The sequence below is a fragment of the Escherichia sp. R1 genome (assembly GCF_003000935.1).
In the GTDB taxonomy this organism is placed as follows: Bacteria; Pseudomonadota; Gammaproteobacteria; order Enterobacterales; family Enterobacteriaceae; genus Escherichia; species Escherichia coli.
Genome location: NZ_PSRU01000009.1, coordinates 144481 through 159809 on the forward strand (window position 1 = coordinate 144481; position 15329 = coordinate 159809).

The 15329-nt window shown below is 55.3% G+C and carries 15 protein-coding genes; 10 read left to right on the plus strand and 5 right to left on the minus strand.

The genetic code is table 11. The annotated features are described in order from the left end of the window. Positions 1 to 131: 131 nt before the first annotated feature. A complete protein-coding gene (gene tusA / locus C4F37_RS13075) occupies positions 132 to 377 on the minus strand; it encodes a sulfurtransferase TusA (protein WP_000130621.1) in 246 nt (81 codons plus the stop codon). A gap of 220 nt (positions 378 to 597) precedes the next feature. Between tusA and C4F37_RS13080 the strand changes: the two genes are divergently transcribed. Together C4F37_RS13080 and dcrB are read left to right on the plus strand one after the other, a co-directional pair. Beyond that, on the plus strand, positions 598 to 1263 hold the full coding sequence (locus C4F37_RS13080; protein WP_001100463.1) for a 7-cyano-7-deazaguanine/7-aminomethyl-7-deazaguanine transporter: 666 nt from the start codon (positions 598 to 600) through the stop codon (positions 1261 to 1263). A 72-nt stretch (positions 1264 to 1335) separates the two neighbouring features. Then, entirely contained in the window at positions 1336 to 1893 is a 558-nt protein-coding gene (gene dcrB, locus C4F37_RS13085; RefSeq protein ID WP_001245296.1) for a phage sensitivity protein DcrB, read from the plus strand. A gap of 3 nt (positions 1894 to 1896) precedes the next feature. Here the strand turns inward: dcrB and C4F37_RS13090 are convergent, their stop codons facing one another. Beyond that, positions 1897 to 3147: an MFS transporter gene (locus C4F37_RS13090; RefSeq protein WP_001298004.1), complete on the minus strand. Its 1251-nt coding sequence runs from the start codon at positions 3145 to 3147 to the stop codon at positions 1897 to 1899. 98 nt (positions 3148 to 3245) lie between these two features. On the opposite strand from C4F37_RS13090, the gene C4F37_RS13095 reads away from it, so the two are divergent. From C4F37_RS13095 to nikR, 8 genes are all read left to right on the plus strand, one after another. Further along, entirely contained in the window at positions 3246 to 4295 is a 1050-nt protein-coding gene (locus tag C4F37_RS13095; protein ID WP_001314208.1) for an AI-2E family transporter, read from the plus strand. Positions 4296 to 4349: 54 nt separating this feature from the next. Then, complete coding sequence (gene acpT, locus C4F37_RS13100) at positions 4350 to 4937, plus strand: 4'-phosphopantetheinyl transferase AcpT (protein ID WP_000285790.1); 588 nt, start codon at positions 4350 to 4352, stop codon at positions 4935 to 4937. Between the two features lie 110 nt (positions 4938 to 5047). Next, positions 5048 to 6622, plus strand: coding sequence for a nickel ABC transporter substrate-binding protein (gene nikA / locus C4F37_RS13105; protein WP_000493122.1), 1575 nt, complete (start codon positions 5048 to 5050; stop codon positions 6620 to 6622). After that, positions 6622 to 7566, plus strand: coding sequence for a nickel ABC transporter permease subunit NikB (gene nikB / locus C4F37_RS13110; RefSeq protein WP_000947070.1), 945 nt, complete (start codon positions 6622 to 6624; stop codon positions 7564 to 7566). The genes nikA and nikB overlap by 1 nt, the downstream gene beginning before the upstream one ends. Further along, the gene (gene nikC, locus C4F37_RS13115) at positions 7563 to 8396 is read left to right on the plus strand and encodes a nickel ABC transporter permease subunit NikC (RefSeq protein WP_001008955.1); all 834 of its coding nucleotides are present in this window, start codon (positions 7563 to 7565) and stop codon (positions 8394 to 8396) included. The genes nikB and nikC overlap by 4 nt, the downstream gene beginning before the upstream one ends. Beyond that, positions 8396 to 9160, plus strand: a complete 765-nt coding sequence (nikD, locus tag C4F37_RS13120) for a nickel import ATP-binding protein NikD (protein WP_001136232.1) — start codon at positions 8396 to 8398, stop codon at positions 9158 to 9160. The genes nikC and nikD overlap by 1 nt, the downstream gene beginning before the upstream one ends. After that, the gene (nikE, locus tag C4F37_RS13125; RefSeq protein ID WP_000173679.1) at positions 9157 to 9963 is read left to right on the plus strand and encodes a nickel import ATP-binding protein NikE; all 807 of its coding nucleotides are present in this window, start codon (positions 9157 to 9159) and stop codon (positions 9961 to 9963) included. The genes nikD and nikE overlap by 4 nt, the downstream gene beginning before the upstream one ends. 5 nt (positions 9964 to 9968) lie before the next feature. Then, a complete protein-coding gene (nikR, locus tag C4F37_RS13130) occupies positions 9969 to 10370 on the plus strand; it encodes a nickel-responsive transcriptional regulator NikR (RefSeq protein WP_001190062.1) in 402 nt (133 codons plus the stop codon). An 8-nt stretch (positions 10371 to 10378) separates the two neighbouring features. Here the strand turns inward: nikR and C4F37_RS13135 are convergent, their stop codons facing one another. Genes C4F37_RS13135 through C4F37_RS13145 form a run of 3 tightly spaced genes read right to left on the minus strand, consistent with a single transcriptional unit; the run spans position 10379 to position 15302 of the window. Continuing rightward, positions 10379 to 11503: an ABC transporter permease gene (locus tag C4F37_RS13135; protein ID WP_001314210.1), complete on the minus strand. Its 1125-nt coding sequence runs from the start codon at positions 11501 to 11503 to the stop codon at positions 10379 to 10381. Next, on the minus strand, positions 11503 to 14238 hold the full coding sequence (rbbA, locus tag C4F37_RS13140; RefSeq protein ID WP_000149094.1) for a ribosome-associated ATPase/putative transporter RbbA: 2736 nt from the start codon (positions 14236 to 14238) through the stop codon (positions 11503 to 11505). Before rbbA ends, C4F37_RS13135 begins: the two co-directional genes overlap by 1 nt. Continuing rightward, positions 14235 to 15302 carry an HlyD family secretion protein gene (locus C4F37_RS13145; RefSeq protein WP_000361454.1) on the minus strand — a complete coding sequence of 356 codons (1068 nt, stop codon included), beginning with the start codon at positions 15300 to 15302 and terminating at the stop codon, positions 14235 to 14237. The genes rbbA and C4F37_RS13145 overlap by 4 nt, the downstream gene beginning before the upstream one ends. Positions 15303 to 15329: the final 27 nt, after the last annotated feature.

Genomic DNA, 15329 nt, shown 5'->3' on the forward strand with positions numbered 1-15329 from the left:
CAGCTTGAACGCCTTATCCGGCCTACAAACCGGTTTCAAGCAGCAACATTGAGAGCGATCGGTCCCCTCGCTCCTCTGGGGAGAGGGTTAGGGTGAGGGGAAAAGGCGGCATCGAAGCCCATCTTCCCCCATCAACCGCCTTTACGAATCAAATAACGATAAGGCAGTCCATCCGTCTCTTTAGCAACCAGTTCGTGTTCCATAAAGGTACAAAACCCAGGAATATCGCGGGTAGTGGCCGGATCGTCGGCGATAATCAGCAACGTTTCGCCAGGCTGCATATTGCGCACGGTTTTGCGCACCATCATCACCGGTTCCGGGCAGCGCAGGCCAAGCGCGTCGAGTGTGTGGTCAGGGCTGGAAAAGAGATCGGTCATTTTCTTCTCATCACTTAAAAAAACGGCGCTAGTTTACGCCCTGTGAGTCCGTAAGCAAACCAGGTTAACGATTGCGTGAAAATTAACCATTGCATTGTCAACGTAAAGCAGTATCATGCGGCGGCTCGAAAAAAGGGTAAGCACGTTATTATGTTAAGGTAACAGACGTGTCGTACGTATTGGGTTCCCTCACCCCAATGGTTAATCAAAAAGGTACAATATGAACGTTTTCTCGCAAACGCAACGCTATAAGGCGTTGTTCTGGTTATCGTTATTTCATCTTCTGGTGATCACCTCCAGTAACTATCTGGTTCAGCTTCCGGTCTCCATTTTTGGTTTTCATACCACCTGGGGCGCGTTTAGCTTTCCGTTTATCTTTCTCGCTACTGACCTGACCGTGCGTATTTTTGGCGCGCCGCTGGCTCGTCGCATCATCTTTGCGGTAATGATCCCCGCATTGCTGATCTCCTACGTCATCTCATCGCTGTTTTATATGGGGTCATGGCAAGGATTCGGCGCGCTCGCCCACTTCAACCTGTTTGTCGCCCGTATCGCCACCGCCAGTTTCATGGCCTACGCGCTGGGGCAGATCCTCGACGTGCACGTTTTTAACCGCCTGCGTCAGAGTCGTCACTGGTGGCTGGCACCGACAGCGTCCACACTGTTCGGTAACGTCAGCGACACGCTGGCCTTCTTCTTCATTGCCTTCTGGCGTAGCCCGGATGCCTTTATGGCTGAACACTGGATGGAAATCGCGCTGGTCGATTACTGTTTCAAAGTGTTAATCAGTATCGTTTTCTTCCTGCCAATGTATGGCGTTCTACTCAATATGCTGTTGAAAAGACTGGCAGATAAATCCGAAATCAACGCTTTGCAGGCGAGTTAAAGGTTCGTTATCAGAGTTGTGATAAGATGGATGAATGAGCCGTTATGGCCGTTTATCGAAAGGAAGAAGTCAATGCGCAATCTGGTTAAATATGTCGGAATTGGCCTGCTGGTTATGGGGCTTGCGGCCTGTGATGATAAAGACACTAACGCTACGGCGCAGGGTTCGGTCGCAGAAAGTAACGCGACCGGGAATCCCGTCAACCTACTTGATGGCAAGTTAAGTTTCTCGCTGCCAGCGGATATGACCGACCAGAGCGGTAAGCTGGGAACGCAGGCCAATAACATGCATGTCTGGTCCGACGCCACCGGGCAGAAAGCAGTCATCGTCATCATGGGCGATGATCCGAAAGAAGATCTGGCGGTGCTGGCGAAGCGTCTGGAAGATCAGCAACGTAGCCGCGATCCGCAGCTGCAAGTGGTAACCAATAAAGCCATTGAGCTGAAAGGTCACAAAATGCAGCAGTTAGACAGCATTATCTCCGCGAAAGGCCAGACGGCGTACTCTTCCGTTATTCTGGGTAACGTGGGTAATCAACTGCTAACCATGCAAATTACGCTGCCAGCTGACAATCAGCAAAAAGCACAGACCACCGCAGAAAACATCATTAATACGCTGGTTATTCAGTAAGTTTTAAGATGATGAGGCGGCCTCAGGTATTTCCACCGGAGGCCGTTTTTTTAATCGCCACGTCAGTAATAACGCGATTGCGACCAGTCCCGCCGCCGCCAGATAAATCACCGGAACGCCCGCCCAACTCATCACCAGCCCAGCCAGTGGTCCGGTCACGCCAAGCGATAAATCCATAAATACGGTGTAAGTTGCCAGCGCCGCCCCCTGATTTTGCTGCGGAACCGCTTTTACCGCCACTACGCCCAATGCAGGGAACACCAGCGAAAACCCCGCCCCCGCCAGTAAGACGCCGATTTTCGCCATCCACGGCATAGTTGCCACGCCAACCAGTAGCAGGCCGATTATCTCAACGCTAAAGCAAATCATCGCCACGTTTAAGCCGCCGATACGGTTAATGCCGTTAGGGAATAACAAACGCGTACCGACAAACGCACAGCTAAACAGCGTCAGCGCGAAAGCCGCACCGTCCCAACCTTTAGCGTCATAAAACAGCGTGATAAAGGTGGCGATAACGCCAAATCCGGCGGAAGCCAGTGCCAGCGCCATACCGTACAGCCAGACGCGCCCAAGCACCGCACGAAACGGCAGCGGTTTGCCTTTACTGGCTTTTACCGTCGGACGCGGGATCGCCAACAAAATGGCCACCAGCGCCACGCCCATAATGATTAACGCTAACGCCTGCAATCCGCCCCAGTGATAAAACACGACACCTAACGGCGCACCCATCGCCATCGCCCCGTAAGTGACAATACCGTTCCACGAAATCACCCGCCCGATATGTAGCGAACCAACCACGCCAACACCCCACAGGGTCGATCCCGTTCCGGCAAAACTTTGTCCAATCCCAAGGATTACGCGCCCCAGGCACAGTAATAACAGGCTGATGACGGGCAGACTGGCGGTTAATCCTGCCGTCAGATATCCCAGACCGCTCAAAAAGCAGCCGCATAAACCGAAGACGACAATCTTTTTGGGTCCCAGTAAATCGGCGTAACGTCCGGCATGAGGACGGCTCAGCAAGGTGGCGAAATATTGCAGGCTGATAACCAATCCTGCCCAGAAAGCGCTAAAGCCCATCACATCATGGACATAGCCCGGTAATACAGCGAGCGGCAACCCGATGGTGAGGTAGCTGGCGAAGTTAAACATGACAATGGAGACAATGCGCAAATTCAGGCGCAATCCGTTTAGCGCGGGTTCGGCTACGGGTTCGGGCATGAGGATCACCACATTTTTACAACAGTGTTTCATTTTTACCATGTGCTGACGTGAAAATCAGCAGTAAGAATCAGAATATTGCTGGCGTGACTCCCGCTACACTTAATACAAAAAGTCACAAGGAAGCCCCAATGGAAACCCCTCAACCCGATAAAACGGGCATGCACATTCTGCTCAAGTTGGCCTCGCTGGTAGTGATCCTCGCGGGCATTCACGCAGCGGCAGATATCATTGTGCAGCTATTACTGGCGCTGTTTTTTGCCATCGTTCTCAACCCGCTCGTCACCTGGTTTATTCGTCGGGGAGTACAACGCCCCGTTGCCATTACGATTGTGGTTGTGGTGATGCTGATCGCACTCACCGCGCTGGTCGGCGTACTGGCGGCATCGTTTAACGAATTTATCTCTATGCTGCCGAAGTTTAATAAGGAGCTGACGCGCAAACTTTTTAAATTGCAGGAGATGTTGCCTTTTCTTAATTTGCATATGTCGCCGGAGCGAATACTACAGCGGATGGACTCGGAAAAAGTGGTTACCTTCACCACGGCGCTAATGACCGGGCTTTCCGGGGCAATGGCGAGCGTGCTTTTGCTGGTGATGACCGTAGTTTTTATGCTGTTTGAAGTGCGCCACGTCCCTTACAAAATGCGTTTCGCGTTGAATAATCCACAGATTCACATCGCCGGACTACACCGCGCACTTAAAGGCGTTTCGCATTATCTGGCGTTAAAGACGCTACTCAGTTTATGGACAGGCATAATCGTCTGGCTGGGGCTGGAGCTGATGGGGGTGCAGTTTGCGCTGATGTGGGCAGTACTGGCGTTTTTGCTCAACTACGTGCCCAATATCGGTGCGGTAATTTCCGCCGTACCGCCAATGATTCAGGTGCTGCTGTTTAATGGTATTTACGAATGTATTCTGGTCGGCGCATTGTTTTTAGTGGTCCATATGGTCATCGGCAATATTTTAGAACCACGGATGATGGGCCATCGCCTGGGGATGTCCACCATGGTGGTATTTCTTTCATTGTTAATTTGGGGATGGCTGCTCGGCCCGGTAGGGATGCTACTTTCGGTGCCATTAACCAGCGTGTGTAAAATCTGGATGGAAACCACCAAAGGCGGCAGCAAACTGGCGATTTTACTGGGGCCAGGCAGACCGAAAAGTCGGTTACCGGGATGAGGCGACAAGTGTTACGATACGCACTTTCATTTTCCATTAAACGTTGGCCCTGATATGTATCGGATAGTTCTGGGGAAAGTTTCGACCTTAAGCGCAGCTCCTCTGCCACCGGGTTTACGCGAGCAAGCACCGCAAGGTCCACGACGCGAACGCTGGCTGGCGGGACGTGCATTGCTTTCGCACACGCTTTCCCCGCTACCGGAGATCATCTATGGCGAACAAGGCAAACCTGCATTCGCGCCGGAAACGCCGCTATGGTTCAACTTAAGCCATAGCGGTGACGATATCGCCCTGCTGTTGAGCGATGAAGGCGAAGTCGGCTGCGATATCGAAGTGATTCGCCCGCGCGCCAACTGGCGCTGGCTGGCGAACGCCGTATTCAGCCTCGGGGAACATGCCGAGATGGACGCCGTGCATCCTGATCAGCAACTGGAAATGTTCTGGCGCATCTGGACGCGCAAAGAAGCCATCGTTAAACAGCGTGGCGGAAGCGCCTGGCAAATCGTCAGCGTAGACAGCACCTATCAGTCCTCGCTGTCAGTCAGCCATTGTCAGCTAGAAAATTTAAGCCTGGCGATCTGCACCCCTACCCCCTTTACGCTCACCGCCGACAGTGTGCAATGGATCGATTCAGTTAACTGATCCGCCCACCCGACTGCCCATCTATTGATCCAGAACAGGTAATCAGTATGACGAATACTTAAAATCGTCATACTTATTTCCGCCATCTATTTTAATCCATTGGGGTTACCATGTTCTCTACACTCCGCCGCACTCTATTTGCGCTGCTGGCTTGTGCGTCTTTTATCGTCCATGCCGCTGCACCAGATGAAATCACCACCGCCTGGCCGGTGAATGTCGGGCCACTAAACCCGCACCTTTACACGCCTAACCAAATGTTCGCCCAGAGCATGGTTTATGAACCGCTGGTGAAATATCAGGCAGACGGTTCGGTGATCCCGTGGCTGGCAAAAAGCTGGACTCATTCAGAAGATGGTAAAACCTGGACCTTCACCCTGCGTGATGACGTGAAGTTCTCCAACGGCGAACCGTTTGATGCAGAGGCGGCGGCAGAAAACTTCCGTGCAGTGCTCGATAACCGTCAACGTCACGCCTGGCTGGAGCTGGCAAACCAGATTGTTGATGTCAAAGCACTCAGCAAAAACGAGCTGCAAATCACCCTGAAAAGCGCCTACTATCCTTTCCTGCAAGAACTGGCCCTGCCCCGTCCTTTCCGTTTTATCGCACCCTCGCAGTTTAAAAACCACGAAACCATGAACGGAATTAAAGCGCCGATTGGCACCGGGCCGTGGGTTTTACAGGAATCGAAACTGAATCAGTACGATGTCTTCGTCCGTAACGAAAACTACTGGGGCGAAAAGCCGGCGATTAAAAAGATCACCTTTAACGTGATCCCGGACCCGACTACCCGCGCGGTGGCGTTTGAAACTGGCGATATCGACCTGCTGTACGGAAACGAAGGGTTATTACCGCTCGATACCTTCGCCCGCTTTAGCCAGAACCCGGCTTACCACACTCAACTGTCACAGCCGATCGAAACCGTGATGCTGGCGCTCAATACCGCCAAAGCCCCCACCAACGAGCTGGCAGTACGTGAAGCTCTTAATTACGCGGTGAACAAAAAATCGCTGATTGATAACGCGTTGTATGGTACCCAGCAGGTCGCCGACACCCTGTTTGCCCCTTCTGTGCCCTACGCCAACCTCGGCCTGAAACCGCGCCAGTACGATCCGCAGAAAGCGAAAGCGTTGCTGGAAAAAGCCGGTTGGACGCTGCCTGCAGGCAAAGACATCCGCGAGAAAAATGGTCAGCCGCTGCGCATTGAACTGTCGTTCATCGGCACCGATGCGTTAAGCAAATCGATGGCGGAAATCATTCAGGCTGATATGCGCCAGATTGGCGCAGATGTCTCGCTGATTGGCGAAGAAGAGAGCAGTATCTATGCTCGTCAGCGCGACGGTCGTTTTGGCATGATTTTCCACCGCACCTGGGGCGCGCCATACGATCCACACGCCTTCCTGAGTTCAATGCGCGTACCGTCGCACGCTGACTTCCAGGCACAGCAAGGTTTAGCCGACAAGCCGCTGATTGATAAAGAGATCGGCGAAGTGCTGGCGACCCATGACGAAACGCAACGTCAGGCGCTGTATCGCGACATTCTGACCCGTCTGCATGACGAGGCGGTTTATCTGCCTATCAGTTACATCTCAATGATGGTGGTTTCAAAACCGGAACTGGGTAACATCCCCTACGCGCCGATCGCCACCGAAATCCCGTTCGAACAGATTAAACCGGTGAAACCTTAATGTTGCGTTATGTATTACGCCGCTTTCTGCTGCTGATCCCGATGGTGCTCGCCGCCTCGGTGATCATTTTTTTGATGCTGCGCCTCGGCACCGGTGACCCGGCGCTCGATTATCTCCGTCTGTCTAACCTGCCGCCGACGCCGGAGATGCTGGCCTCTACTCGAACTATGCTGGGGCTGGATCAGCCGCTGTACGTCCAGTATGGCACCTGGTTGTGGAAGGCGCTGCATCTTGACTTTGGTATCTCATTCGCCAGCCAACGCCCGGTGCTGGACGATATGCTGAATTTCCTGCCCGCCACGCTGGAACTTGCAGGTGCGGCGCTGGTATTAATTCTGCTCACCTCCGTACCGCTCGGTATCTGGGCGGCGCGCCATCGCGATCGTCTGCCGGATTTCGCCGTCCGTTTCATCGCGTTTCTCGGCGTGTCGATGCCTAACTTCTGGCTGGCGTTTTTACTGGTGATGGCGTTTTCGGTGTATCTGCAATGGCTACCCGCGATGGGTTACGGCGGCTGGCAGCACATCATTTTGCCTGCGGTATCCATCGCCTTTATGTCGCTGGCGATTAACGCGCGTTTGCTGCGCGCCAGTATGCTGGACGTCGCCGGTCAGCGTCACGTCACCTGGGCACGACTGCGTGGTCTGAGCGACAAACAGACCGAACGCCGCCATATTCTGCGCAATGCCTCGCTGCCGATGATCACTGCCGTGGGGATGCACATTGGCGAACTGATTGGCGGGACGATGATTATCGAAAACATCTTTGCCTGGCCGGGCGTCGGGCGCTATGCGGTGTCGGCGATTTTTAACCGTGACTATCCGGTGATCCAATGCTTTACGCTGATGATGGTGGTGGTTTTTGTGGTCTGTAATTTGATTGTCGATTTGCTCAACGCCGCGCTGGACCCGCGTATTCGTCGTCATGAAGGAGCGCACGCGTGAACTTTTTCCTCTCCTCCCGCTGGTCGGTTCGCCTGGCGCTGATCATTATCGCCCTGCTGGCGCTGATTGCGCTCACCAGCCAGTGGTGGCTGCCGTATGACCCTCAGGCTATTGATTTGCCGTCGCGCCTGCTCTCGCCGGATGCGCAGCACTGGCTGGGCACCGATCATTTAGGGCGCGATATTTTCTCGCGGCTGATGGCAGCGACCCGCGTGTCGCTCGGCTCGGTAATGGCCTGCCTGCTGTTGGTGCTGACATTAGGGCTGATTATTGGCGGCAGCGCCGGGCTGATTGGCGGGCGCGTTGATCAGGCCACCATGCGCGTCGCTGATATGTTTATGACCTTCCCAACCTCGATTCTGTCGTTCTTTATGGTCGGCGTGCTCGGCACCGGGTTGACCAATGTGATTATAGCCATCGCCCTGTCGCACTGGGCGTGGTATGCACGCATGGTGCGTAGCCTGGTGATTTCACTGCGCCAGCGCGAGTTTGTGCTGGCATCACGGCTTTCTGGCGCGGGCCATGTGCGGGTGTTTATTGATCATCTGGCAGGTGCGGTGATCCCCTCGCTGCTGGTGCTGGCGACGCTGGATATCGGTCATATGATGCTACACGTCGCGGGGATGTCCTTCCTCGGTCTCGGCGTGACCGCGCCGACCGCCGAATGGGGCGTGATGATTAACGACGCGCGTCAGTATATCTGGACCCAGCCGGTGCAAATGTTCTGGCCGGGGCTGGCGCTGTTTATCAGCGTGATGGCCTTTAACCTGGTGGGTGACGCACTGCGCGATCATCTGGACCCTCATCTGGTGACGGAGCACGCACACTAATGCCACAACAGATTGAACTCCGTAATATCGCGCTACAGGCCGCGCAGCCGCTGGTGCACGGCGTATCGTTAACCCTGCAACGTGGGCGTGTGCTGGCGTTAGTCGGCGGTAGTGGCAGCGGGAAGTCGCTGACCTGCGCCGCGACGCTGGGCATTCTGCCTGCTGGCGTTCGCCAGACGGCGGGGGAAATTTTGGCCGATGGAAAACCGGTTTCTCCCTGCGCCCTGCGCGGAATCAAAATTGCCACCATCATGCAGAACCCGCGCAGTGCCTTTAATCCGCTGCACACCATGCACACCCACGCGCGTGAAACCTGCCTGGCGCTGGGGAAACCCGCCGATGACGCTACGCTTACCGCTGCCATAGAAGCGGTGGGGCTGGAAAACGCCGCGCGCGTGCTGAAGCTCTACCCGTTCGAGATGAGCGGCGGCATGTTGCAGCGCATGATGATTGCGATGGCGGTGCTGTGCGAATCACCGTTTATCATCGCCGATGAACCGACCACCGATCTCGACGTGGTAGCACAGGCGCGCATCCTCGATCTGCTGGAAAGCATTATGCAAAAACAAGCACCGGGAATGCTGCTGGTTACCCATGATATGGGCGTGGTAGCGCGTCTGGCAGACGATGTGGCGGTAATGTCTCACGGTAAGATTGTTGAACAGGGCGATGTAGAAACGCTGTTTAACGCCCCCAAACATGCGGTAACGCGCAGCCTGGTTTCCGCTCATCTCGCCCTCTACGGTATGGAGCTGGCATCATGACTTTACTTAACGTCTCCGACCTTTCCCATCACTACGCGCACGGTGGATTTAGCGGCAAACATCAACACCAGGCGGTGCTGAATAACGTTTCCCTGGCCCTGAAAAGCGGTGAAACCGTCGCCCTGCTGGGGCGCAGCGGCTGCGGAAAAAGTACCCTCGCGCGGCTGCTGGTAGGGTTAGAGTCGCCCTCACAGGGAAATATTAGCTGGCGCGGCGAACCGTTGGCGAAGCTCAATCGCGCGCAACGTAAAGCGTTCCGCCGTGATATTCAAATGGTGTTTCAGGACTCCATCAGCGCCGTGAATCCGCGCAAAACCGTGCGCGAGATCCTGCGTGAACCGATGCGCCACCTGCTATCGCTGAAAAAAGCCGAACAACTGGCGCGCGCCAGTGAAATGCTGAAGGCGGTCGATCTCGACGACAGCGTGCTCGACAAACGCCCACCGCAGTTAAGCGGCGGCCAGCTCCAGCGCGTCTGCCTGGCTCGCGCGCTGGCGGTCGAACCGAAACTGCTGATTCTGGATGAAGCGGTTTCGAACCTTGATCTCGTGTTACAGGCGGGCGTCATTCGCCTGCTGAAAAAGCTGCAACAACAGTTTGGCACCGCCTGCCTGTTCATCACCCACGACTTACGCCTGGTGGAACGCTTCTGTCAGCGGGTGATGGTGATGGACAACGGACAAATCGTCGAAACCCAGGTGGTGGGAGATAAATTAACCTTTTCCTCTGACGCCGGACGTGTGCTACAAAACGCGGTATTACCCGCATTCCCCGTGCGCCGTCGCACCACAGAAAAGGTTTAACGCAAATGCAACGAGTCACCATCACGCTTGATGACGATTTACTGGAGACGCTGGACAGCCTGAGCCAGCGTCGTGGTTATAACAACCGTTCCGAGGCGATCCGCGATATTCTGCGTAGCGCCCTGGCGCAGGAAGCCACTCAACAACACGGCACACAAGGTTTCGCGGTGCTGTCGTATGTGTATGAACACGAAAAACGCGACTTAGCCAGCCGTATTGTCTCCACCCAGCATCATCACCACGATCTCTCGGTTGCTACTCTGCATGTGCACATTAATCACGACGACTGTCTGGAAATCGCCGTGTTGAAAGGTGACATGGGCGACGTGCAGCATTTTGCCGATGACGTCATCGCCCAGCGCGGCGTGCGGCACGGGCATTTGCAGTGCCTGCCGAAGGAAGATTAACCCCGTAATCACGCCATTGTCCCAATCGTCTTCCTGAATCGCAGCAGTGCGATGGTGAAAAACGCGCCGCCAATTGCCATCAGTGTCAGGAACTGCGGCCAGACGATTTCGAATCCGGCACCACGGTAGAGGATGGCCTGCGCGAGGCTAACAAAGTGTGTCGTCGGCATGGTCAGCATAATGTCCTGCACCATCTGCGGCATACTTTCGCGCGGCGTGGAACCACCGGAAAGCATTTGCAGCGGCAGCAGCACCAGAATCACCAGCAGCCCCAGTTGCGGCATTGAACGCGCTATCGTCCCCATAAAAATACCGATTGACGTGGTGGCAAACAGACTGAGCGCCACGCCCAGCATAAACAGCGGGATCGAGCCTTCTATCGGTACGCCCAGCACGCCTTTCACCATCAGCACCAGCGATAATCCCGACACCACCAGCACCACCAGCCCCATCGACCAGACCTTTGCCATCATGATCTCAAACGGCGTTATCGGCATCACCAGTAAGTGTTCCACCGTGCCGTGTTCACGCTCGCGGATCAGCGCCGATCCGGTCAATACAATCGCCAGCATGGTAATGTTGTTGATGATCGCCATCACCCCACCGAACCACGCGGGATCAAGGTTCGGGTTAAAGCGCATCCGTGTTTCCAGCGATACCAACGGTTCGCTGTTATCACGGTAGCGCGCGACAAAGCTGTTCACTTCACCGTTGATAATATTCTGGATATACCCATTGCCGGTAAATGCCTGGCTCATGCGCGTGGCATCAACGTTCACCTGAATATCCGGCTGGCGTCCGGCGAGGACATCACGCTGAAAATTAGGCGGAATATTTATCGCGAAGGTATAACGTCCGGCGTCCAGCCCGGCATCCATCTCATCGGCGGTGATCATCTCCGGTGGCAAAAACCACGGGCGATAGAAGCTGTTAACGATCCGGTTCGATAACTGCGATTGATCCATATCGGCAATGGCGATCGGCGCGAGGTTCAACGATCCTGGCGTAACGGTCGCTGACGAATACACCGACACCGTAAACGAGAAGACAATCAGCGTCAGCATCGCTTTATCACCGAGCAGACTGCGCAACTCTTTGATACCCAGATTAAAAATATTGCGTAAATGGCGCATCATCCCTCCTGTTTTTTCAGCAGCAGGATGCTTAAGCCCATCACCAGCGGTATGGCTATCAGCAACGGGATAAAAAGTTGCCACAAATCAGTCAGATCCAGCGCTTTCGAGAACGTCCCGCGGGCGATAGTCAGAAAATGACTGGTCGGGTAAACCTCGCCGATCCAACGTCCTGGACCTTCCAGCGAAGCTACCGGATCGATCATCCCGGAAAACTGTGTCGCCGGGATCAACGTGATAATCGCCGTACCGAAAATGGCGGCAATCTGGCTTTTCATAAAGGTGGAGATCAGCAGCCCCATTCCGGTGGCGATGATGATATACAGCAGCGCCGCCAGGGTGAGAGTCAGGAAACTGCCTTTATGCGGTACGCCAAACACAAACACCGACAGGGCGCAGAGAAGGAAAAAGTTCAGCATCCCCAGCGCAATGTATGGCAGCTGTTTGCCAAGTAAAAATTCGCTACGGGTGGTGGGAGTCACGTAAAGGTTGATAATCGACCCTAGCTCTTTTTCCCGCACCACGCTAAGGGCGCTTAGCATTGACGGGATCATCATCAGCAGAAGCGGGATCACCGCCGGAACAATCGCCGGCAGGCTTTTTACGTCCGGGTTATAGCGATAGCGCGTCTCAATATTCATCAGCCCGCTTTGGCTGGCGGGTGTGGACTGTCGGCTCGCCACATCCTGTAGCCAGCTCTGGTGCATGGCCTGCACGTAGCCTTTTACCGTTTCGGCGCGGCTCGGCATCGCACCGTCGATCCAGACACCGAGTTCCACGGGCGTACCACGCGCGATATCGCGCCCGAAATTGGGAGGGATCTCAATTGCCACCGTAATATCGCCCGCACGCATCCGACGATCAAGCTCGTCATAACTGGTGAGCGGTGGCTGTTCGATAAAGTAACGGGAACCGGAGAGATTGAGCGTCCACGCCTGGCTACTGACGGTTTGATCGCGGTCAAGCACCGCAAAGCGCAGGTTTTCCACATCCATACTGATGCCGTAACCCATTATCAGCATCAGGATCACCGTTCCCATCAGCGCCAGCGTCGAACGTACCGGATCGCGTCGCAGTTCCAGCGCTTCGCGGCGGCTGTAGCTAAACAGACGGCGCAGGCTGAATCCCTGACGTGGCGCGTGGGTGGTGTCGTGTACCACCGGCGGCGCTTCAGCTTCGTTGCTCTGCCCTGCCGCTTCCTGCAAATAAGCGATAAATGCCTCTTCCAGACTGGCGGCTCCGCGTTTCTCAACCAGTTCCGGCGGTGTACCGCTGGCGAGCACTTTTCCGGCGTGCATCAGTGAGATACGGTCACAACGTTCCGCTTCGTTCATAAAGTGGGTGGAGATGAAGATAGTCACTTTGTCCTGGCGCGAGAGATCCACCATCAACTGCCAGAACATATCCCTCGCCACCGGATCGACGCCAGAAGTCGGTTCATCAAGGATTAACATCTCCGGGCGATGAATCACCGCCACCGCCAGCGATAGCCGCTGGCGAATGCCGAGCGGCAATGACTCCGGCAATACATCTTCGACGTCGTTGAGCTTAAAACGCTCGCTCATTTCAGCCACTCGCGCGGGAATTTCCGCTTCCGGGATATGAAACAGACGAGCATGTAACTCCAGGTTTTGCCGCACGGTGAGTTCGTTATAGAGCGAAAACGCCTGCGACATATAGCCCACCCGGCGACGAGTATCGATATCTTTTGGATCAACCGGTTGCCCGAACAGCCACGCCTCACCTTCGCTGGCGGGCAGCAGTCCGGTGAGCATTTTCATGGTGGTGGATTTACCGCAGCCGTTCGAACCGAGGAAACCAAAAATCTCCCCGCGTGGAATGCGAAAATTGACGTGATCAACGGCGACAAAGGAACCAAAACGCATGGTCAGATCGCGCGCTTCGATGGCAATCTCTGCGTTTTCCGGTTGATACGGTGGGATCACTACCGCCTGATGCGCCTGCCGTTGTGCTTGCGGTAACAGATTTATAAATGCTTCTTCCAGCGTGGCGCTTTGCGTTTGCTGCCGCAGTTCTTCGGCGCTACCGGTTGCCAGCACTTCTCCGGCATTCATCGCTACCAGCCAGTCGAAGCGTTCCGCCTCTTCCATATAGGCGGTAGCAACCAGCACGCTCATATTGCTCTGCCGCTGGCGAATGCTGTCGATCAGATCCCAGAACTGGGCGCGGGAAAGCGGGTCAACCCCCGTTGTTGGTTCATCAAGAATCAACAATTCCGGGTCGTGGATTAACGCACAGCACAGCCCAAGTTTTTGCTTCATCCCGCCGGAGAGTTTCCCTGCCGGACGATCGCGAAACGGTGCTAATCCGGTGCTGGTCAGCAGCTCATTAATACGCACTTCCCGCTCCGCTTTGTCGTGACCGAACAGGCGGGCGAAAAAATCGACGTTTTCATACACCGACAAGGTGTGGTAGAGATTTTTGCCCAGCCCCTGCGGCATCCAGGCAATGCGCGGGCAGACGTCGCGGCGATGCTTCGGGTCGCGCATATCGCCGCCCAGCACCATCACGCCGCCCTGCTCAATGACGCGGGCACCGGAAATCAACGACAACAAGCTCGATTTACCGACACCATCCGGTCCAATCAGCCCGACCATGCAACGGGCCGGAATATCGAGTGTGATATTGTTCAGCGCAACGGTTTTTCCATAATGCTGGCTCACGCCCGCCAGTTGCGCGACAGGCGGGACGGGAACCAGTTCCAGATGCGTCATTGCGGCAACCTCACCACCAGGTCGTCAGGCCACGGAAGTTCTTCATTCACCCGCACCCACGCTACGCCCGGCAATCCGGTTTTGACATATTCCAGATGCTGCTGGAGTAATTCCGGTGGGATACGCGCTTTGACACGGAACATCAATTTCAGCCGCTCATCGCTGGTTTCGACAGTTTTTGGCGTGAACTGGGCGACGCTGGCGACAAAACTGATGGTCGCGGGAATACGCAGATCTGGTGCAGCATCAAGAATCAAACGTGCTTCACCGCCCAGTTTCAGCGTGCCCGCCTGTTCGGTTGGCAGAAAGAAGGTCATATAGACGTCGCTGAGATCGACCATATTCAGCACCCGACCGCCTGCCGCCAGCACTTCGCCTGGCTCGGCAACCCGATACTGCACGCGTCCGTCACGCGGGGCTTTCAGTTCGCTGTCATCGATATCTGCGGCAATGCGCCGTTCAGTGGCTTGTGCCGCTTCGACGCGAGTTTGCGCCTGAATGATATTGGTGCGTGCCGCCTCTATAGCGGCTTTAGAAGCAGAAACCTGAGCTTTTGCCGATTCCAGCGCAGCTCGGGCGCTCTCAGCGGCGGCGCGGTCGTCATCCAACTGTTGCGCAGAAATTGCCCCCCGTTGTGCCAGTGAGCGGGAACGCGTATGACGTTTTGCTACGGAGTCCAGTTCTGCCTGGCGTTGATTAACCAGCGACTGTGCGGCACGAGTTTCGCTTTGGCGTTGCTCCAGCAAAGCCTGCGCGGCGGCAACGGCACTTTGTGCTTCTTTGATTTGCGCGATGGCTTCCAGTCGCTGTTCCTGCAACACGCGAGTATCCATCTTCGCCAGCACTTCACCTTCTCGAACAAACTGGCCTTCTTTCACCAGAATGGTGTCGATACGCCCGGCAATTTTGCTGGCGATATCCACTTCCGTCGCTTCAATGCGCCCATTGCTGACAGCAAAGCCTTCCGGCACACCCGCCGGGCGCAACAGCAACCACGCCACGACGGCAGCCACCGCCAGTGCCCCGACACCCCACCACGCCAGATGGCGCTTACTCTTATCCATAATCGATCCGCCATAATCCCTGTAAGC